Origin of the sequence: Phyllobacterium sp. 628, from assembly GCF_014189505.1 — a bacterium.
Taxonomy (GTDB): domain Bacteria; phylum Pseudomonadota; class Alphaproteobacteria; order Rhizobiales; family Rhizobiaceae; genus Phyllobacterium.
Window position 1 is genome coordinate 473341 of sequence record NZ_CP050303.1, and the last position, 19953, is coordinate 493293.

A 19953-nucleotide genomic window follows, 5' to 3' on the forward strand; every position below is an offset into this window, starting at 1 on the left:
ATCACAGATTGCACGCCGCACCGACCCGATTTTTCACCGTGACAGCCCGTTTTAGTTATGACGTCCTGCATTGCTGTTTGGATGAAAAGCCGAGAATATCAGCACAAACATACTCATTTGCGGCAGTATCAGGCACCCTATAAACACTGACGATCACCCCTTCATACTACTCACTAGTGCGTCTTCACTAATGGATTGGTTTGCTTTGCCCCCGCTATAATTCAAGTGATTGAGCCGGGATGCGAACTTCAGAATGCGTTGCTCTGAGGGAGAGTAGTTCCGGTCTCACACATCTGGAACTTGAATTTATCTAGGGGCAGCTCGTTGAAAACTAACAGGCAATTTTTAGCGTCGAAACATGGTCTTCATAGTTCGACATCATTAAGTCGTGTCGGTGTTGCCGGCGTCCTCGCACTCTTGACGTCAATCGCAATTGACTCTGAAATCAATGCAGCGCGTTCACAAACTGTATGTGAGACCACCGGAACGGGCAGCAGCGCTATCACTAATTGCACGCTGGATTCCGGCTCAGATAGCTGGACATCGGCAAACGGGACCAATGGCGCTATTAACGGTGAACTGAGAGTGGGGACTGTCAATGGCAGTCAGGCAGATTTGCTGATATCTGGCATCAAGGCTTACAGCAAGAACGGCTATATCGGCGAAGGGGGGGGCCGTACGAATCCTTATTCCGGTGTAGTGACTGTCTCGGGGCCCGGTGCAGAATGGAACCTTACGGATGGCGCCATCTATATAGGCGGCATAGGAAATACGTATGGCAAAGGCAAGCTGGTCATTGAAAACGGCGGCGTGGTCAACGTCAATTCTTTACAATTGAGCAGCGCGATTTTTGATGGCACAGAAGGTGTTCTGGTCGTCAGGGGCGAAGGTTCCACTCTCAATGCAGACGAATTTGTAGGCCTGTCGGGATCGAACGTTATCACTGACCCGATCTCAATTCTGGACAAGGGACAGGTTCTTACCAACACTGTTTCGCTGGGCGGACAAGGTGGTGCTGCACTTGTGAGCGGGAGCGGATCCAAGTGGCTGAACACCGGTCGCATGATAAATAACAGTGGGCTGACAGTCGCAGACGGCGGTGAAGTCAGGACACAATCGCTCTTCCTTAATTCCTTCAGCAAGGTGACGGGACAGGGATCCGTCCTTCACGTTGACGAGAAGTTCACCCAAAACGCTTCATTTGGCAACGGCGGTACCGTTGTTTCCAATGGTGGTAAGCTCGAAGCTGCAAGCATTGGAATTAACGGCGGTTATCTCAACCTCGAAAGTGGCGGTCTCGTAACAACCCAATCTTTTGGATTGGGAATACTGGGCTCTCTAACCGTTGCCGGTGAAGGCTCGGTGCTCGATATCGATGGCAAGCTGACGGCAGATGGTTTCGTAACTGTTTCGGATGGCGGTCTTTTAAAGACCAAAACCGGGATCGCCCTTGATAGTGTTCTCTTTATCGGCGGCGGCGTTAAAGAAGACGACGACGGAAATACCGTTCTGGCTGAGGCTAAAGCAGCTGGTCAGATAAATCCCGAAACGGTTATCACGCTTGTGAATGACCCTCTTTCCAACAGCAAGCTGGTCTTCAATCATACGAACAATGGCTACCTGTTCTCAAATACGCTGACCGGCGGCGGTCAGATTGACGCCTATTCCGGCGAAACAATTGTAACAGGTGATCTATCGCAGTTTTATACCGGCAATGGCGGTGGCGGTACTGTCAATGTTGATGGAAAAAATGCGAAACTTGTCATCAAGAGCAATCTAGACACAACCAATCTGGACCCGGATGCGGGGGACGAAAGCAAATCAGCATTCGCGGTCAAAAGCGGCACGCTGATTGTCGACGGCGTTGTAGGGCGCACATATAAAACTGTCAGTAGTGGCACGGAATTTACCCACTACAGTAACGATATTGAGGTTTGGGGAACTCAGTCCAACAATGAATTCAGCGATCGAGACCCAACCCTTTTCGGACGTCTCGGTGGTTCAGGCACGGTGGGTTCCGTTACGCTGGAGACGAACGCACGCATTGCTCCGGGAAACAACTCGGCCGGAACACTCACTGTCATGGGTGCACTGGAGTTCATGGATGGCTCAGTCTATGAGGCTGACGTCGCAGCCGATGGCACCAGTGATAAGATTGTCGTCAAAGACATTGGTCCAAATGCAATTATCGGACTTTTCCGTCCCAGCGGTGTGGCGCAAATCGGAAATAATGTGAACGTTGAGGTTAACGCCCTTGATGCTGCAACGAGTTATCAGAATGGCCAGACGTACACGATCCTGACTGCAGAAAAGGGTATCTCAGGCCAATTTGCGGGAGCTATTTCCAAATCGGCTTTTCTGGACGTATCGCTCGATCAGAAGACCAATGAAGTTGATCTGAAAATTGCAATCAAGGATGTAGGTAACCCTGGCAATCCGGGTAACCCTGGCAATCCAGGTAACCCTGGGAACCCTGGGAACCCGGGTAACCCCGGCAATCCAGGTAATCCCGGCAAGCCAATCCCAAGCGGACCTTTTACTTCAGTGGTTGAAACGGGCAATCAGCGGAACACCGCGCAGGCCCTTAACACGCTTGCTCAAAGTGGACCGTCGCTTGCGCTTTATAACCGCCTTATTGTCTTGGACGCCGAGAACGCACGCCAGGCTTTTGAGCAACTGTCAGGTGAGGCGCACGCTTCTTCAAAAACTGCGCTGATCAATGGCAGTCAGCAGATCAGCAATGCCGTCAATGATCGTATCAGAGCAGCGTTCGATGACGTTGCTGCAGTGGACATACCTGTTTTGGGATACGGCCCGGACAGCAAAGTGATTGCACCAGCTGACACCCCGAAAATGGCGGCATGGGGACAGGCTTTCGGCTCGTGGAATCAGGTCAGCGGCAACGGCAATTCCGGGAAGCTGGATCAGTCGACCGGCGGTTTCGTCACGGGTTTTGACGCGGCAATTGCCGATGCCTGGCGTCTCGGCGTGATGGCCGGATATAGCCGGTCAACATTCGACGTCGATGACCGCTCTTCGTCGGGAAACAGCAACAACTATCATGTTGGCGTTTACGGTGGTGGTCATTGGGGACCAGTGTCCCTGCGCACCGGTTTGGCCTATACGTGGCATGAGATTGAGACAGCTCGCACGGTTGCTTTCCCCGGTTTTCAGGAACACCTGAGTGCCGATTATGACGCCCGTACCTTCCAGGTATTTGGCGAGCTGGGATACCGTATCGATCTGAACAAAGCTGCCCTCGAGCCATTCGTCAATCTGGCGCATGTGAGCTTGCGGACAGACAGCTTCACGGAAAAAGGCGGTGCTGCTGCTCTGTCCGGCAAAAGCGATACAACGGACACAACATCCACAACGCTGGGCTTGAGAGCATCAACTCTCTTCACCATGGGATCGATTGATGCCAAGGCACGGGGAACGCTTGGCTGGCAGCACGCTTATGGCGAGACGACACCATACTCGACATTCGCTTTTGCCACGGGCAATGCATTCTCTGTTGCCGGTGTGCCTATAGCTCAGGATACGGCTATCGTCGAAGCCGGTATCGACTTCAAACTGAGCCGCAATTCAACGCTGGGCATTTCCTATAATGGCCAGTTTGGGTCTGGACTTACGCAGAACGCAGTGGATGCAAAACTGGGCGTAAGCTTCTGATGAAAATACGGGGGGTGGTCTGTGGAGTAGTGGCGGCTTTGGCCGCCACTACTCCCTCTTTACGCTGAGGGCGATGTTGCAAAACCTGTTGCCGGGCCAACAAACCTTTCAGAGACTTATGAAGACTGGGCCGTTATCTGTGCAGTCAAAGATGGAGGACAAAAATGTGTCCTGACACAACAACAAGTGCAGAAGAATGGGCAAAGGGTCCTCAGCTTGGAGCTTGCGCCTGCTGGAGATGGCGGGCTGAGAGGAAATCTCGCCTTGCCATTCGGATTATATCTGGACAAGGGTGTTTCATTCCGCGTCGATGACAATGCTGCCGGGAAGCCCTCACGTTTTCGCACCTGCATCCCTGCCGGGTGCCTTGTGCCTCTGACGTTCACCGATGCAACAGCGAAAACCCTTCGCAAAGGGAAAGCCCTGAATCTTGGAGCATTCGCCAGCGACACGGAAAAAGAAATCGTGTTTTCCATCTCGCTCAAAGGCTTCGAAACGGCATTGAACAGAACGATTGAACTGGTTCAGAAGAAGCCGTAGTCAGGTTTACTGCCTGCCGTCAAAACCAGCAATTGCGGCCTTGGCGGCCGCAGCCGAGCGAGACCCCACGCTCAAAATGCGCAACAGCGCCGAAACATGGATACTGACCGTGTAAGGTGATATCTCAAGATCGCGAGCTATCTCCTTGTTGGTCTTCCCCTCGGTAATCAGACGAAGCACCTCACGCTGCCGCGGCGTCAAAAAGGAAAGATCCGTTCGATTACTATTGAGGGTCGATGAAGCCGTTGATGATCGCTTGATAACGAACTCGCCCTCCTCAATACTTTGGATCGCAGAGCTCACTTCATTGGGCAGAACCGCTTTGCTGATAAAGCCGTTGGCACCCATGGCTATGATCAGTTCAATCGTCTTGGCATCGTCAAGCATTGACAGAATGATGATTGAAGAATGCTTGAATTCCTGCCGAAGCTGCTTGATCGAATTTTCCGGATCGAGCCCGGGGAAAACCCAATCCAAGATAAAGGTATCCGGGGTTTTCCCCTTGCGGGCCAAGCCAAGCAACTCATCCATTGTTCCCGCTTCGTGTATTTCCGCATGGGGATAAAGACGTTGAACGATCCGGCGCAGCCCTTCACGAAACAGGGGATGATCATCTGCAATAATTATCCGATTTTTTTCTGATCGTTCCGCCACAATCATCCCGCATGCCATGAAGCTTCAATTAAGAGCCAAGGAAAATGCCCTCCCCTAAGCGCTGTGCTGTAGTTGGGTAAGACCAAATCGAAAGCGCCGTGAGGGTTGGGCTATACCAAACCCGAAACAGCCAGGAATTCACCTTTCGACAAACGGTATCACAAATCGATGAAATGATCGTCTTTTCGACGAACGGCTTATTTTAACCGACGAGCGGTCATCGACAGGGACAACTTGTTGGGAGATAACAACAATATGGGACATATGGATGATAAAGCCTTGGAGACCTATGGTGCGTATATCGACAGCATACGCCGCACAACATTTCGTCTCGGACTTTTCTATTGGACCGCTGAATTTGTGATCAGCAATACGCTGTTTCAGTTTCTGGGTATATCACAGCTGAACTCAATCTTTGCTCAGCTTGTCCTCACACTTTTCAGCGTCCTCATTACTGCCGTTATCGCGCTCATTCTTTTCCGCCTGAGATATATCAACTTGATACTCAAAGCCTTCGCCTGTTTTGTTTTAGCCATATTCGGTGCGACGCTGCATGCGATGATGGACCATATTGTCTATATGGTCAGCGCCTTGCCTGAAACGATCCAATTCAACTGGACCGATTTCGGCTATACGCTCGTCTACGATATGTCGCTGTTTTTCGCTTGGTCCTGTCTGTTTGTGTCCGTGCTCTACACCTGCCAGATGCGTGAGAATGAACGCCGGCTGGCAGCATCCCGCGAAGAAGCGCTTTCAGCCCAAATGCGGGCCTTGCGGTATCAGGTCAACCCGCATTTTCTGTTCAATACGCTCAATTCCGTTGCGGGCCTGATTGAAGAAGGAAACAGCAAAGGTGCCGGCCGCATGGTGCTGTCACTGTCCTCTTTCCTTCGGACAACCCTGGAGCTTGATCCCATGAATGATGTCCGGCTTGGGGATGAACTTGCTTTGCAGACAGGATATCTCAACATCGAGGGCGAGCGATTCTCCGATCGAATGAGAGTACGAGTGGATGTTACGCAGGAGCTGGAAAATGCCCTCGTTCCGAGCCTCATCCTCCAGCCACTGATTGAAAATGCTGTGAAACATGGTGTGGGAAGCAAGCCGGGCTTTGTCGAGATTCTCATCCGCGCGAAACGGATCGGAGAAGTCTTGAACCTTACCGTGGAAAATGATGTCTCGGACACCCCCAAGTTACGCCCGATACAAAGCATGGGCATCGGTCTCAGAAACGTTGCGCACCGCATCGAAGCACGTTTTCCGGGTGCCGGATCGTGCGTTGCCGGTTACATAACACCGGAGCGGTTTCGCGCATCTTTGACAATGCCGCTGAGGTTGGCATGAACGAACTGTCTGTCCTTGTCGTCGACGACGAACCGCTGGCGCGGCGGCGGCTGTTGCGCATTTTGGAAACGATCCAAGGCTTTCGATGCGTAGGCGAAGCCGGTGATGTTCGTCAGGCTTGCCGCAAGGCTCAAGAACTGTCGCCCGATATCATGCTGCTTGATATCCAGATACCGGGCGGAAACGGTTTCGACGTGCTTGAGCAATTGGGAGAAAATGCACCTGCCGTCATCTTTGTTACGGCTTTTGATCACCACGCACTACGGGCTTTTGAAGCAAGTGCCGTTGATTATGTAACCAAGCCCATTGAACCGGCCCGTTTGCAGATTGCTCTTGCGCGTGCGCGATCAGCGGTCGACGCCCGGAATAACGAGCAGCGCGTTGCAGAGTTGCAGGAAACGATATCCGCGCTCCGGCAGGCTCTTGGTAAAAATGAGAGCCGGAGCGCTGATCTGTGGATAAAATCTCAAGGCGAAACGGTGCGGCTTCCCATTGATAAGATTATCCGAATTGAAGCAGACCGCGACTACGTTCACGTTCACACGGAAGGCCGGTTTTACCTGCACCATGAAAGCCTTGTCTCACTCGAGCGCCGGCTTGATCCAACAGAATTCATCCGTATTCACCGCAGTGCACTCGTCCGCCGCAACTGCATTACCAGATTGAAACAAGCGCCGTTTGCCGCACTGATTGCTGTTTTAAAAGATGGCAGTGAGGTGCGTGTCGGCCGGACATATTTCAAGGCAGTGCGATCGTTCGTTACAACCTGAAACAAGGTTTTCAGGCTCTAACTGTCCTTGGAAAAAACCACGGCCGTAAAGAGTAGAACGCCCCCAAGAATAATGAAGGATCCCACGCCAACCAATGCATCCATCGCAGTGTTACCGAGATATAGAAGATACAGCGCTGGTATCATGACAATGACGCCAATCGTATAAACAGCGAAATGGGCCATAGCCAACCTGCTTCCGGCTTTAACAGGGTTAAGAGCATAGTACGCACCGAATATGGCGCTGCTTACCCAGCCCAGTAGATTGAGATGGGCATGGGCGGGATAAGGAGAATGATTTCCCGATATCCCCATATGAAGCCCCATGGCAATGCCAAGCAAGAAGAAGATTGTGGCAGTCTTGAAGAAGAATTGGGAAACTTTCGGCATGGAATGTTCTCTCGGTGAATTGCGCGCCGCTGAATGATTTGCGGAGTTTCAGATTGAGATTACGTCTTGCACGAGAGAGGTAGGGTCTGAACAGTTGTCATATGCCAGCCATCAGAGCGGTTTGGCTCATGACATATGCGATTTTCACACCGGGTATGGGCGGTTGAAAAATAGCCGGTGATTTCAAAACCTGAACTTGGGTTACTTCAAGGATTTGATGAGTTTTTGACATCCATCATTCAAATGCTTTGCCAGAAGCTGCAAAGCCAGAGCCTCGTTGTTTTGATTACAGGCATTCAATATTGCGCGATGTTCGGTATCTGAGCGTGTATGAAATTCGGCATCGGATAGAAGAACCCGGACATAACGATCAGCCGCATTGTGCTGAGCTTCAATAAGCGTCAGCAGCCGCGCATTACGGCATTCCCGATAAAGCGCCATATGAAATGCCAGATTCAATATGCCCCAGCGGCTTACATCCCGTTCTTCGTCAATCCGGTTCAAAGCATGATCGGCTTGATCCAATACATCACGGCTTAATTTTGGGAATGCCAGACGCAAAGCCTCGACTTCAAGCAGCACGCGAATTGTAAAAATCTCGCGAATTTCCGTTGTATCCATCTTGGCAACAAAGGCGCCACGGGTTGGGTGGATGGAAACCAGTCCTTCCGCTTCCAGTATCCGCAACGCATCGCGTATGGGCATTCGGCTGATGCTGAACCGGGATGCAAGATCGTCCTGACGCAAGGCTGTGCCAGCGGCCACAGATCCCTTCACAATTGCTTCACGCAAGGTAGTAGCGACGTGATCCGCGGCCGTCTGCGGCTTTTCAATTCGACTGCCGGTCAACTTGTCCAACGGATCCATATTTCTCACCAACCAATGCTCGTTCCGGCATGCCTGAAATCGATATTGTATGTCAACTTGTATCCTTGTATACGAGTATCCCTCGCAACCAGTGTTGAAGATCAATATGTGTGGAAATGTTCACAAGGAGCTATCGCGTCTTTCGCAATGATAGCAGCCGTCCCGGATCCTCCGGGCGGCAAAAATGACCAAAGATTGCAACTTGGCCGCGCACGCTCTATTTCTGGCGTGGGGCTTGAGGATTTACCAGGGAAACTTGAGCATGATGGAACCAACGCTTGCACGGGTTACGGAGCTGATTCGCCAGTTTTATCAGGCTGCCTATGATCCTGCGCAATGGAATTCAACGATCCAGAATTTGCGCAAGTTGTTCGATGGCTCGACAGCGTGTCTGACCAATCACACGACAAACAAGGTGGCAACCTGGGCTTTCAGTGCAAATCCGGATTACGGTTACTTTCAAAAATATGTTGAATATTTCACTCAGACCAATCCGTTTCTCGATTCTTTGGCGGTTACGCCGCTGGGGAAAATCGTGCCTGATACTATTCTCCTCGATCTTGAGAAATTCCGGCGCAGCGATTTCTGGAATGAATGGATGAAGCCGCAGGACATGTATGACGGATTGTGTTGCAAGCTGAGCGACACGGCAGACGGTATAATGTTCGTTGATGTCAGGCGCGGCGCCCATCAAACCGCCTTTGACAGCAAAGATGCAGAGCTGTTTGGTTTACTGGTTCCTCATGTGGAGCGGGCCAGTCAGATCAGCCAGCAATTGCGCCTTGCCAATGCTTTGATGGCCACCTTTTCCCGGCTGCCATTTGGAGCAATTCTGGTCAATGCAGATATGCGCATCCTTGAAATGAATGATCTGGCCGAAATCCTTCTCGATACGGATCACGGTGAACTGACCATGCGCGGAGGATTCCTCAGGGCACAGCCCCACATTCTGCGTGAACTCCAAAAATTGACGGCGGAGGCGTGCGGACTTCATATGAATGGGCTTGTCGGCGCCGGTTGTCGCATGATTATCGAAACCACGACAGAAACCGGACATCTCGCTGATTATGTGCTTGAAATAGCTCCTGTTTTTGACTCGCCTTTCCCCGGCGTAACGAGTGGCCGCTGCGCCATGATTGTTATGAAGAAAATCGACATGGGTAACCCCGATGGGTTTGATGACCACATACGTGCAATTTTCAAGTTGACGCGATCGGAAGCACGGCTGGCAACCCTTCTGGCCGCTGGCTTTTCCCTGAAAGATGCAGCGACCGAAGCGGGCCTGAAAAACAGTACCGCACGGGCCTATCTTGAGCGCCTGTTTCACAAGACCGCCACCCATCAGCAAAGCCAATTGGTTGCGTTGCTCAAGAATGCCGCACCCGCGCTCCTTCAAAATAGTCACCAGGTCGTACACTCATAAATCTGACTAAAATGCCCGGTCAAATGGCCGGGCATTTTGCAGCGCTAGTTGGGAGGAAATGCGCTTATTGCTGGACGTAGCTATATGCGCCGCTCTTGCCCTTCTTCCACTCGTACATGATGTAACCGGGCAGCTTCGGATCGCCCTTGTCATCAAAAGCGATATTGCCCAGAACCGACTTGAAGGGTCCTTTTTCCTTGAGCGTCTTGGCAACTGTTTCAGGATCATTCGACTTCGCGGCCGTCGCAGCTTCTGCAATAGTCTGTGCAGCGGCATAGGCGTAGAGCGTATAGGCTTCAGGTTCGAAGCCTGCCGCGCGGAACTTTTCCACCAGCTTGCCGTTGGCCGGATCGTTTCGAGGGTCCGGGCCAAACGTATTCAACGTTCCTGCAACGGCGTCGCCCGCGATTGCAGCCAGTTCCGTATTGGCGATACCATCACCTGAAATGAACGTAACCTTCAGGCTCTGGTCGGCCAGCTGGCGGATGATCAGACCAGCCTCGGTGTGCAACCCGCCCCAGTAAAGAACGTTGATACCCGCCTGTTTTGCCTTGGTGATCAGCGCAGAGAAATCTTTGTCGCCGACATTCACCCCCTCATAAAGGCTTGCCTTGATGCCCTTCGCTTCCAAAGTCTTGCGGGTTTCATCGGCAAGACCCTGACCATAGGGCGTCTTGTCGTGGATGATCGCGACCTTTGAGTTCTTGAAGTGCTTGGCAATATATTCACCGGCAATACTGCCTTGCTGATCGTCACGGCCGCATGTGCGGAAGGTGTTCCAAAGTCCGCGTTCGGTGAATACCGGATTGGTTGCGCCGGGCGTCACTTCGACAATGCCATTTTCCGCATAGACTTCTGACGCCGGTATCGAAACGCCGGAATTGTAGTGACCAATCACAAACTTTACGCCGTCAGCAGCAAACTTGTTGGCAACAGAGACGCCTTGCTTGGCATCGGAAGCATCGTCACCCAGCACGACTTTGATCTTCTCGCCATTGAGACCACCTGCGGCATTGATCTCGGCAATGGCAGCCTCAGCTCCCTTTTGAATCTGCGCGCCAACAGCCGCATTCGGGCCAGTCAAAGGAGCACCAATACCAACCAGAAGGTCAGCATGGGCAGTGCCACCGAGGATCAGCATTGCAGTGACGGCAACGCTCGACAATAAGGACGTCTTCATTTCAAACTCCAGGTTTCCAATTCAACCCAGACGTTTTACGAGAGTGAAGAAAGCTAAACAGTTGGCATATGCCAGCCAATTTATGAACCGCACGGTGCCGCCTGGCCTAGTCGGCGCAAACCACCATCAGTTTCGACCCAAGCAAATGGAAGTGCGGCGACACGCACGGCACCCGCGCAATTTATCCGCTGAACCTGCCATTTCAAAAATTCTGTTCTGTCGCAGCTTCAAGCTTAGCATATTATTCCTTCTGAGTGACGGACTGGCATTTTACTGTTACGCGAAGCTCTTTTGCGCCACGCGCTGTGGCCGCAAAGTGCTGTTCACCGCACAAGGAATATCCCGCATGACCATCACTGTTTCCGATAAGATCAAGGTTCTATGGTTTTTGCCGACCCATGGCGACAGCCGCTACCTCGGTACATCGGAAGGTGGCCGGGCCGTTGATCTTCCCTATCTGAAGCAGGTCGCGCAGGCAGCAGACGCACTTGGCTATTATGGAGTCCTGCTGCCGACTGGTCGCAGTTGCGAAGATAGTTGGGTTGTTGCTTCAGCACTTGCACCGCTCACCGAGCGATTGCGATTTCTCGTCGCTGTGCGGCCCGGACTGCAGTCTCCAACACTTGCCGCGCGCATGACCGCAACCCTCGATCGCATTTCAGAAGGTCGTTTGCTGATCAATGTCGTGACGGGCGGCGACCCGGTTGAAAACAAGGGCGACGGCATCTTCCTGACACATGATGAGCGTTACGAAGTCACCCGGGAGTTCCTTGATATCTACAAGGCGGTTCTGCGCGGCGAAACCGTTGAATTTACGGGCAAGCATTTTAAAATTAAGGACGGACGGCTGTTGTTTCCGCCCCATCAAACACCGCATCCACCGCTCTATTTTGGCGGTTCATCGGAAGCGGCCAATGCTGTTGCCGCCGAGCAGATCGACAAGTATTTGACATGGGGCGAACCGCCGGCTGCGGTGGCGGAAAAAATCAACAGTGTCAGCGCGCTGGCGGAAAAGGCCGGACGCAAGGTCAGCTTCGGCATTCGTCTGCATGTGATTGTACGGGAAACCAATGATGAAGCATGGGCCGCTGCTAACAAGCTGATCAGCAAGCTTGATGATGACACCATTGCTGCCGCGCAAAAGGTCTTTGCTCGCATGGACTCCGTTGGCCAGTCACGCATGAGCCAATTGCATGGCGGGCGCCGCGACCAACTGGAAGTCAGTCCAAATCTCTGGGCCGGTGTCGGGCTCGTGCGGGGCGGCGCCGGAACAGCACTTGTGGGCGATGCGGCAACGGTGGCCGAACGCATGGATGAGTACCGGCGCATCGGCATCGATACATTCATTCTCTCGGGCTACCCGCATCTGGAAGAAGCATATCGCTTCGGCGAACTCGTATTACCAAATCTGCCGCTAGATCATGCGATCCGGCCAAGCACGACCTCGGTCAATATGGGCCCATTCGGGGAAACTGTTGCCGGGGATCATCGTCCGGCAACCCTGCGGGCGAGCCAATCGTGACACGCAGACCTGTCGTTACGATTATTGGCGGCGGCTTCTCTGGAACAGCGATTGCTTATCATCTGGCACGGCAGACTTCACACAATAACCTTGACATCATCGTAATAGAGCCAAGAGAAAAGCTGGGTGGCGGTCTTGCCTATTCAAGCGTTGATCCCGCGCATCGGATCAACGTACCCGCCGCCAAAATGACGATGATATCAGCCGAACCGGACCATTTTTCCCGGTGGCTGGCCCATGATATCGCCAGTGCTGAAGACAGCCTTGCCCGGACAGTCAAGGGTGATGAATTTCCGCAACGTTCCGTGTTCGGACGTTATGTCCATGACCACGTTGAACCTTTTCTTAAAACCGGACAGATCCAGCACATCAGGGCCAAAGCGTTGGGGCTGACACCTGCAGATGGGCGCTACGCCATCGTCCTCGGCGACGGGAATATTATCAGCGCTGATATCATTGCCCTTGCTACGACGCATCCACTGCCGTCTGTGCCAGTCGCTTTGCAATACCTCATGGGCGAAGAGCGCTTTGTGTTGGATCCCTATGCCGAAAATGCACTCGCGACAATTGAGCCGCACCATTCGGTGCTGGTCGTTGGCACCGGCCTTACGGCTGCCGATATCATTGCTTCACTCGACAGGCGCGGTCATCGCGGTTTGATCACTGCCCTGTCACGCCACGGCTATCGATCACGCGGGCATGCTGCTGTGCCATCTGACGCCTATGGCACATTCGGTAACGACGTCACCGCACGTTCGCTTCTGCACAATATCAGGCAAACGCTGAAACAGGCCACGAATAATGGGCTAAGCTGGCATCCAGTGCTCGATGCCCTGCGTGATCAGGCGCCTTCCATCTGGAGCGCCCTGTCCGCGCGTGAACGGCAAAGACTGATCCGGCATCTGCGATCCCTATGGGATGTGCACCGGTTCCGAATAGCGCCGCAGATTGAGGCGGTTCTCGACCAGCGTTCGCGCGAAGGTACACTTGCAATCATCGCGGCATCGTTACAATCGGCAGCTTTGAATGAAGGGTTCAAGGTGAGTTATCGGCACCGGTGCAGCAGCAATATCGAAACTGGGCACTTCGACGCGATTGTCATCACCACCGGCCCTGCCCATACCGCCATAGCAAAAAACAACCCATTGATTGGTTCGTTGTTCGAACAGGGTTTGCTCAGCGCCGATCCCGTGGGATTAGGTCTGCATACTGCACGAACCGGTCAGGCCGTCGGCATCAAAGGCGCGATCACCGAAACACTCTATATCGGCGGACCGCTGGCGCGCGGTACATTCGGCGAGTTGATGGGCGTGCCGGAAGTGACCGGCTATGCCGAGTTTATCGCGCAGGCGATCAAAAACCAGATTGCGGCGAATACTCAGGTACCGAAGAGGCAAGCTTCCTAATCTCGAAGCCTGCCTCATGCACTCATTCAGCTGTAGAGACTAACCGCCGGTATCTCGCCATTCAGCACAAAGTTGCCAACTTCCCGCGCCTTGTAGAAAACCGGATCATGCAAAGTGTGGGTGCGGACATTGCGCCAGAAGCGATCAAAGCCGTAGCGTGAGGCGGTCGCGCGGGCGCCCATCAGTTCGAATATGCGCGAGGTGATTTCAAGCGCAACGTGGGTGGCGTGCACCTTGGCGTGATAAGCTTCGATGGCCGCTTCACCGCGCTCCTGCGCCGAAACTGCGTGACCTTTGGCAAGCGCTGCCTGCACAGCCAACGCCGCATTGTCGGCAAGCGCCGCAGAGGCTTTGAGCGTTGCAGAAAACTCGCCGAACCGTTCCAGAATATAGGGATCGTCCGCAGCGCGCGCGACACCGGATGTTTCCCACGGTTTGGTTGTGGTGCGCACATAGTCCAGTGCCTGCGCCAACGCACCTTCTGCCGTGCCGAGATAGAAGTTGACGAAGACCAGCTGGATCAATGGCGTGTTGAACGTAGCGAGCGGTGGCAGCAGCGCATCGGGAGCCGCCAGCGGAACGAGGAAATCCGCCTCTGTTACAACATAGTCACGGAATTCGACGCTGCCACTATCGGACAGACGCTGACCAATATTGTCCCAATCATCCGCGGGGGAAATAGCCCGGCCTGTCGGTCGGGAGAACCAGACTGGCAACCTCGTTGTCCAGCAGCGCGATGACATTGATACGGTCGGAAATGCGCGCTGCCGTGCTGAATGTCTTGCGGCCGTTGAGACGATATCCACCCTCAGCATGGGTCAATGTAAGCCCGGCATCGCGCGGATTGACGACCGCTCCCCAATAATGTCCCTGCTCGACTGTTTCCACACCAAGCGCATGAGCTTTGGCTTCCTCAGCGGCAATATAGGGCACATAGGCGTTGACATAGTGATAGCCGAGCAATTGTCCAATCGAGCTTTCACCGCGTGAAATGATCCGCACAAGCCGTAACGCGTCAGCCCAGCCGATACCGCCACCGCCAATTTCTCTGGGATGCAATGCCGTCAGCAAGCCCGCCTGCCGCAATGTGTTGATCTCGGCTTTCGGCACACCCGCTTCACGGTCACGTTCGGCACCTGACTTGGCGAGGTCTGCAGCGATCACAACCGCCCTTGCGGCGAAATCCTCATAGGTGGCTGAAGCCGGGTGGATGAGTTTCAGAGATGAACGATCAGACATGGGATACCTTTATCGAGGGGAGGATCAATCGCTACGTCCGCGCCGGTTGAGAAAGCTGGCGGCGAGAACAATGAATATGAGAAGACCGGTGCCAACCTGTTGCCAATAAAAACTGAGGCCCGTCAGAAGCAGGCCATTGGCGACAATGCTGAGCAGCAGCACACCGAGCACGGTACCCGGCACATTGGGCCGGCTTTCCCGGCTGAGCGTGGTGCCGATGAAGGTTGCACCGATGGCATTGAGCATAAAGGCTCCGCCGGAATTCGGAATGTAGACTGAAACAGTCGACGTCAGAATGATCCCAGCAAGCGCTGCGATAATGCCGCTTATCACATAGACGAGCCCGATATGGCCGGGGACACGCAGCCCGGAATAACGCGCAACACTCTGCTGTACGCCAATCGCCAAGACAACCCGGCCGAAGCGCGTGCGAAACAGAAGCGTTGATGCGGCGAGAATGAGCAGGCCAACGATGACAAGTGGCACCGGAATACCCAGCACATGGCCGTGGCCTATGAAACTGAATAGTGGCGGCACGCCCGTCTGTGGTAGATAGACGGGATTTCCACCATTGGTCAGCAATTGCTGGGCGCTACGCCCGATGAACAAAGTCCCAAGTGTCGCCAGAAATGGCGTAATTCCAGCACCGGCAATCAACAAGGCATTGATCAGACCAACCAGCGCACCGCTGCCAATTGCTGCAATAGCCGCAAGGCCAACCGGATATCCCGTCAGCACCAGCGAGACAAAGCTGAAGCTGGCAAAATCCACCGCCGTTCCCACCGAAAGATCGATGCCGCCCGCCGATACGGCAAAAGTCATGGCAATCGCGACAATGGCAAGCAACGTGAAATTATTGACGAGAATACTGGCAAGATTTGCTGAAGTCAGAAAGGTTGAAGTAGCCAAGGAGAAAAAGGCGAAGACACCGGCAAGCGCGATGATCACGGCGTACCGAAGAACAAGCTCGCGAGCATCTCGTACAGTAAATCTGCGTTGTGAAGGGCTGGTAACAACACTCATTTCAAACTGCTCCCTTGCCGCGCTGCAGCGATGTAGCGGCCACAACCAGAAGAATAAGAACGCCCTGTATGCCGCTGACCAGTGTGCTCGAAATATTGAGGAGCTGGAAACCGTTTGTCAGGAACCCGACCAGCAGAGTCGAGAGCAATGTGCCGCCAATTGTCGGCACCAGCCTTCGTGAAAAAACAACACTCAACAATGCCGTCACGACCACCGGCAGCAGCATTTCACCGGCGCCCGTGGTCGAGCCGCTGAGATACGAGACCGACAATATTCCGGCCAGTCCGCCGCACAAACCACTGGCGATATAACTGCCCGCTACAATGCGTTTAACGGGGAGGCCTGCTGCCCTCGCAGCTTCAGGAAACGCACCAACAGCGTAGAGCCGCAGCCCCAATGGTGTGAATTGCACGATTGCAGCGGCAATGGCCGTAAAGCCTGTCAGCACATAGGCCAGTACAGGAATGTCAAACGGTCCATAGGCGGACAAGAAGGACAGCAAATCGGAGGAAGCAGAGACAACGGTGTTCTGTGTCAGCACGAGTTCCAGCCCTGCCACCACATTCATGACCGCAAGCGTGGCCAGCAATGGCACAATGCCGAATACAACCACTGCGGCAGCATTGATGGCGCCGATGAGGGCGCCTGTGGCAAGCGCACCGGCGACAGCCACGGCATCGCCATAGCCTGCGGAAATAATCGTGGCATAGACGGCGGCACTTAACCCCAGATTGGCAGCGAGCGAAAGATCAATGCCGCCTTTGACGACATTGGCTCCACCACCGATGATGACGATCGTCAGACCAATGGCGAGCACACCGAGAATGGCGGACTGCCCAAGCACATTGCCGATATTGCCAAGGGTGAAGAAGAAAGGTGCGGCAACCGAGAAGAACACCAGCAATGCGGCAAAGGCCAGCAACGAGCCCCCACGCAGAGCAAAGCCGGCCAGCGAACCGGCGATACGGCGCCTGATGTCACCGCCCGTCTCATAGGGTAATAAAGTATCGATATCAGCCGACATGGCTATGTTCTCCATGACGCGACACGTGTGCACCAGTTGCCTCTGCCAGAACCTCATCCGGCGTCGTATTGGAAGATTTGAACTCGCGTGTGACGGCTCCGCGATAAAGCACAAGAATGCGATCTGTAATCCCAATGAGTTCCGGAAGATCGCTCGAGAGCACAAGGATTGCTGCGCCGCGCTCAGCCAGCTTTCCGATAAGATTGTAGATCTCGACTTTTGAACCAATATCGACGCCGACAGTTGGCTCATCAAGGATGTAGAGGCTGGACTGCCGGCTCAGCCACTTCGCCAGAGCTACCTTTTGCTGATTGCCACCGCTTAAGGTTCTGACTGGCGCAAACCGGCCATCCGTCTTGATGGCAAGTTGTTCGATCAAGCGGTCGACTTCGGAATATTCTTGATCCCGCTGCAGGAAGCCAAAGGTCGTAAAGCGCTTGAGACTGGCGAGCGTGGTGTTCTCGGCAACGCTCAATCCCAGTGCAACGCCGTCACCCCGCCTGTCTTCCGGCACCAGTGCCAGTCGCCGTGCAACGGCTGCCACGGGGGAACGCGGACGTCCTTTTTCGCCTTCAATGGTGATTTCGCCGATATCTGCAGCCTCGAGACCAAACAGCACCCGAACCAGATCCTTGGCCCCCGATCCAAGCAGGCCAGTGAGACCGACAATCTCACCCTGACGCACCTCAAACGAGACATTGCGAAACTTGCCCGCCTTGCCGAGTGCCTTGGTGGTCAGCACAGGTTTGCCAATTGTGGCCGCTACCTTCGGGAACATCTCGTCGATATCCCGCGCCACCATCAGCGATGCTATTTTTGCCGCCGGTGTCGTACGCGAATCGACTGTTGCCACGTCCTTACCATTGCGCAGGATCGTCGCCCGGTCGCACAGGGCTTCGATCTCATTGAGATAATGCGAAATATAGATGATGGTGATGCCGTCTGCGCGCAGCCGCCGGATCAGATCAAACAGAATGTCAGCTTCGCGCCGCACCAGCGCCGCCGTTGGCTCGTCAAACACCAGGATGGACGGCTTATCAAGCAAGGCACGGGTAATCTGTACGATCTGCTTTTGCGCCGTCGTCAACTCACTGATCAGCACATTGGGGGGCAGTCTCAGGCTGAAATACTTATCGAGAATGTCTTCGGCCTGTTTACGCATCGCCCTTCGATCAAGAAACGGCAGTCCGGCAAGACGCGGCTCACGCCCGAGAAACAGCGACTCACCCACAGTGAAACTCGGCACCAGCAGACGATCCTGATGAATGAAGTGAATGCCGAGTTTTTCCACCTCATGCGCCGTCAAGCGATCGTGGTGCACGCCATTAATTTCGACAGAACCTTCGTCCGGCTGGTAAAGCCCAGCCAGAATCTTGATGAGCGTAGACTTCCCCGCACCGTTCTGGCCAATCAGCCCGTGCACCGTACCGCGTTCGACTTCGAGGGTTGCCCCCGACAGCGCTTCGACACCGCCGAAGCGTTTAACCAGCCCGCGCAAGGCCAAAGCCAATTTACTGTTGTCTATTGTCGGGCTCATGCGCATCAACCAAGACGCAAGGTCTTGGTGACTTCGTCGATGTTCTTCTTGTTGGCGATCAGCGCAGGTACATAGGTCTCGCGCGGCAGTTTTTGGCCAGCCAGATAGCGTGCAACATTGCGGATCGCTGTGCGGCCAATCTCTTCCGGTTGCTGGGCAGCATTGCCGGCAGCGGGCGAATTTGGATCGCGAACCAGTTGCAGCACTTCCGGGCTGCCATCCACACCATAAGTGCTGATTTCCGTGCGGCCAGCAGCCACCAGCGCCTGCGTCGCGCCAAGCTGAGGAATGTCCCATGCCGACCAGATAGCCTTGATCGATCCCTTCTCCGGATATTTGTTGAGGATCGCCGTAATCTGACTGAATGCGTCTTGCACAGTATTGGGAATAACGTCCCGCAGTTCCGGCTCGATGATCTTCACTTCAGGATAATATTTGATGACTGCCTTCAACTGATCGTAGCGAATAGCGCAGGGAACCACGCCGTAGAAACCGTTGAACACGACAATATTGCCAGCACCGCCAATATCCGATACCAGCTGCAAAGCGAGGTCCGAGCCAATGCGCCAATTATCCGACGTGGTGTTGTTGAGCGAATTGGGCGTACCGACATCAATGGTAAAGACCGGTATTTTGGCATCCTTGGCCCGCTTCAGCCACGGATCAACCACTGTCAGCGTTCCCAACAACTGCACCAGCGCATCGGGACGCTGGGCAATCAGCGTCTGCAATTGCGAGACCAGTTTCGTATCATTGCGTTGGGCATCAACGGCAATGGGCTCGCCGCCCAGCTTCTTCACTTCATCGATCTGAGCGTTATAGGCTGTCAGATCGAAGTGATGATCTGTCCCTGTGGCGCTGATCGCAATGCGCTTGCCCTTGAGCGAAGGAATCTCCTCATCGGCCGCAGCGCTACCGGTACTCGCAAACAATCCGGCATTTGCTGCCGCGAGTGTCGCGCCCGCCGCCAGGCTTGCCTTGAGGAGGTTGCGTCTGCCGATAGCCGGTCCGGAATCTCTGATTTCGCTCATTCTATTTCTCCTGACACCCATTTGTGCCGACGCTCATAAGCGGCCAGCACCTGAAATTCGGCTGTCAGGGTAGTTACTCTACTGCTTTAATCGAGATTAAACTTTTCCCGGATGGCGAGCCTTGAGGAAAACGGTCCTCATTTCAACAGAGGTTTCACACGGATATTCTGCGAAGGGCTGTCGCGGTGATGCATGGCCCGTCTTTTTGATGTGCCTCGCGCTCTGATATGGCCGCCTTGTTAATCATCTGCCTCAACGGCTTTTGCGCGATAGCACCGATTTATAGAAATTCGTTTCTTCCAACTTCCACTCATTCAAAGAAAAATCCCGCT

15 protein-coding genes and 1 pseudogene are annotated in these 19953 nt (G+C 53.9%); 7 read left to right on the top strand and 9 right to left on the bottom strand.

What is annotated here, in order from left to right:
* Window positions 1-585: 585 nt before the first annotated feature.
* Both HB779_RS24705 and HB779_RS24710 read left to right on the top strand, forming a co-directional pair.
* On the top strand, window positions 586-3672 hold the full coding sequence (locus HB779_RS24705; protein WP_188346546.1) for an autotransporter domain-containing protein: 3087 nt from the start codon (window positions 586-588) through the stop codon (window positions 3670-3672).
* A 186-nt stretch (window positions 3673-3858) separates the two neighbouring features.
* Complete coding sequence (locus HB779_RS24710; protein WP_244642896.1) at window positions 3859-4212, top strand: invasion associated locus B family protein; 354 nt, start codon at window positions 3859-3861, stop codon at window positions 4210-4212.
* Window positions 4213-4218: 6 nt separating this feature from the next.
* On the opposite strand, the gene HB779_RS24715 is transcribed toward HB779_RS24710, so the two are convergent.
* Window positions 4219-4872 (bottom strand): response regulator transcription factor, encoded by a 654-nt coding sequence (locus tag HB779_RS24715; RefSeq protein ID WP_188346547.1) that lies wholly within the window; start codon window positions 4870-4872, stop codon window positions 4219-4221.
* Window positions 4873-5121: 249 nt separating this feature from the next.
* Between HB779_RS24715 and HB779_RS24720 the strand changes: the two genes are divergently transcribed.
* Both HB779_RS24720 and HB779_RS24725 read left to right on the top strand, forming a co-directional pair.
* Window positions 5122-6210, top strand: coding sequence for a sensor histidine kinase (locus HB779_RS24720; RefSeq protein WP_244642899.1), 1089 nt, complete (start codon window positions 5122-5124; stop codon window positions 6208-6210).
* Complete coding sequence (locus HB779_RS24725) at window positions 6207-6980, top strand: LytTR family DNA-binding domain-containing protein (protein ID WP_188346548.1); 774 nt, start codon at window positions 6207-6209, stop codon at window positions 6978-6980. Before HB779_RS24720 ends, HB779_RS24725 begins: the two co-directional genes overlap by 4 nt.
* Before the next feature lie 17 nt (window positions 6981-6997).
* On the opposite strand, the gene HB779_RS24730 is transcribed toward HB779_RS24725, so the two are convergent.
* Window positions 6998-7369 (bottom strand): hypothetical protein, encoded by a 372-nt coding sequence (locus HB779_RS24730; RefSeq protein ID WP_188346549.1) that lies wholly within the window; start codon window positions 7367-7369, stop codon window positions 6998-7000.
* Between the two features lie 201 nt (window positions 7370-7570).
* Entirely contained in the window at window positions 7571-8341 is a 771-nt protein-coding gene (locus HB779_RS24735; RefSeq protein ID WP_244642902.1) for a GntR family transcriptional regulator, read from the bottom strand.
* 157 nt (window positions 8342-8498) lie between these two features.
* Here HB779_RS24735 and HB779_RS24740 point away from each other — a divergent pair, with 157 nt between their 5' ends.
* Window positions 8499-9659, top strand: a complete 1161-nt coding sequence (locus HB779_RS24740; RefSeq protein WP_188346550.1) for a hypothetical protein — start codon at window positions 8499-8501, stop codon at window positions 9657-9659.
* Between the two features lie 64 nt (window positions 9660-9723).
* On the opposite strand, the gene HB779_RS24745 is transcribed toward HB779_RS24740, so the two are convergent.
* A complete protein-coding gene (locus HB779_RS24745; protein WP_188346551.1) occupies window positions 9724-10839 on the bottom strand; it encodes a branched-chain amino acid ABC transporter substrate-binding protein in 1116 nt (371 codons plus the stop codon).
* 346 nt (window positions 10840-11185) lie between these two features.
* Between HB779_RS24745 and ssuD the strand changes: the two genes are divergently transcribed.
* On the top strand, window positions 11186-12361 hold the full coding sequence (gene ssuD, locus HB779_RS24750) for an FMNH2-dependent alkanesulfonate monooxygenase (protein WP_188346552.1): 1176 nt from the start codon (window positions 11186-11188) through the stop codon (window positions 12359-12361).
* On the top strand, window positions 12358-13767 hold the full coding sequence (locus HB779_RS24755; protein WP_188346553.1) for an FAD/NAD(P)-binding protein: 1410 nt from the start codon (window positions 12358-12360) through the stop codon (window positions 13765-13767). Before ssuD ends, HB779_RS24755 begins: the two co-directional genes overlap by 4 nt.
* Window positions 13768-13793: 26 nt before the next feature.
* Here the strand turns inward: HB779_RS24755 and HB779_RS24760 are convergent.
* From HB779_RS24760 to HB779_RS24780, 5 genes and pseudogenes are all read right to left on the bottom strand, one after another.
* Window positions 13794-15006 (bottom strand): annotated as a pseudogene (locus HB779_RS24760) (acyl-CoA dehydrogenase family protein).
* 24 nt (window positions 15007-15030) lie between these two features.
* On the bottom strand, window positions 15031-16029 hold the full coding sequence (locus HB779_RS24765) for an ABC transporter permease (RefSeq protein WP_188346554.1): 999 nt from the start codon (window positions 16027-16029) through the stop codon (window positions 15031-15033).
* A gap of 1 nt (window position 16030) precedes the next feature.
* A complete protein-coding gene (locus HB779_RS24770) occupies window positions 16031-17053 on the bottom strand; it encodes an ABC transporter permease (RefSeq protein ID WP_188346555.1) in 1023 nt (340 codons plus the stop codon).
* Window positions 17043-18590 (bottom strand): sugar ABC transporter ATP-binding protein, encoded by a 1548-nt coding sequence (locus tag HB779_RS24775; protein WP_244642904.1) that lies wholly within the window; start codon window positions 18588-18590, stop codon window positions 17043-17045. The genes HB779_RS24770 and HB779_RS24775 overlap by 11 nt, the downstream gene beginning before the upstream one ends.
* A gap of 5 nt (window positions 18591-18595) precedes the next feature.
* Window positions 18596-19621, bottom strand: a complete 1026-nt coding sequence (locus HB779_RS24780; protein ID WP_188346557.1) for a sugar ABC transporter substrate-binding protein — start codon at window positions 19619-19621, stop codon at window positions 18596-18598.
* Window positions 19622-19953 lie beyond the last annotated feature (332 nt).

Coding starts and splice junctions, on each gene's coding strand:
- HB779_RS24715 (WP_188346547.1), bottom strand. CDS start 4,872: ATGATTGTGGCGGAACGATCAGAAAAAAATCGGATAATTATTGCAGAT.
- HB779_RS24775 (WP_244642904.1), bottom strand. CDS start 18,590: ATGAGCCCGACAATAGACAACAGTAAATTGGCTTTGGCCTTGCGCGGG.
- ssuD (WP_188346552.1), top strand. CDS start 11,186: ATGACCATCACTGTTTCCGATAAGATCAAGGTTCTATGGTTTTTGCCG.
- HB779_RS24730 (WP_188346549.1), bottom strand. CDS start 7,369: ATGCCGAAAGTTTCCCAATTCTTCTTCAAGACTGCCACAATCTTCTTC.
- HB779_RS24770 (WP_188346555.1), bottom strand. CDS start 17,053: ATGTCGGCTGATATCGATACTTTATTACCCTATGAGACGGGCGGTGAC.
- HB779_RS24745 (WP_188346551.1), bottom strand. CDS start 10,839: ATGAAGACGTCCTTATTGTCGAGCGTTGCCGTCACTGCAATGCTGATC.
- HB779_RS24740 (WP_188346550.1), top strand. CDS start 8,499: ATGATGGAACCAACGCTTGCACGGGTTACGGAGCTGATTCGCCAGTTT.
- HB779_RS24765 (WP_188346554.1), bottom strand. CDS start 16,029: ATGAGTGTTGTTACCAGCCCTTCACAACGCAGATTTACTGTACGAGAT.
- HB779_RS24725 (WP_188346548.1), top strand. CDS start 6,207: ATGAACGAACTGTCTGTCCTTGTCGTCGACGACGAACCGCTGGCGCGG.
- HB779_RS24720 (WP_244642899.1), top strand. CDS start 5,122: ATGGGACATATGGATGATAAAGCCTTGGAGACCTATGGTGCGTATATC.
- HB779_RS24780 (WP_188346557.1), bottom strand. CDS start 19,621: ATGAGCGAAATCAGAGATTCCGGACCGGCTATCGGCAGACGCAACCTC.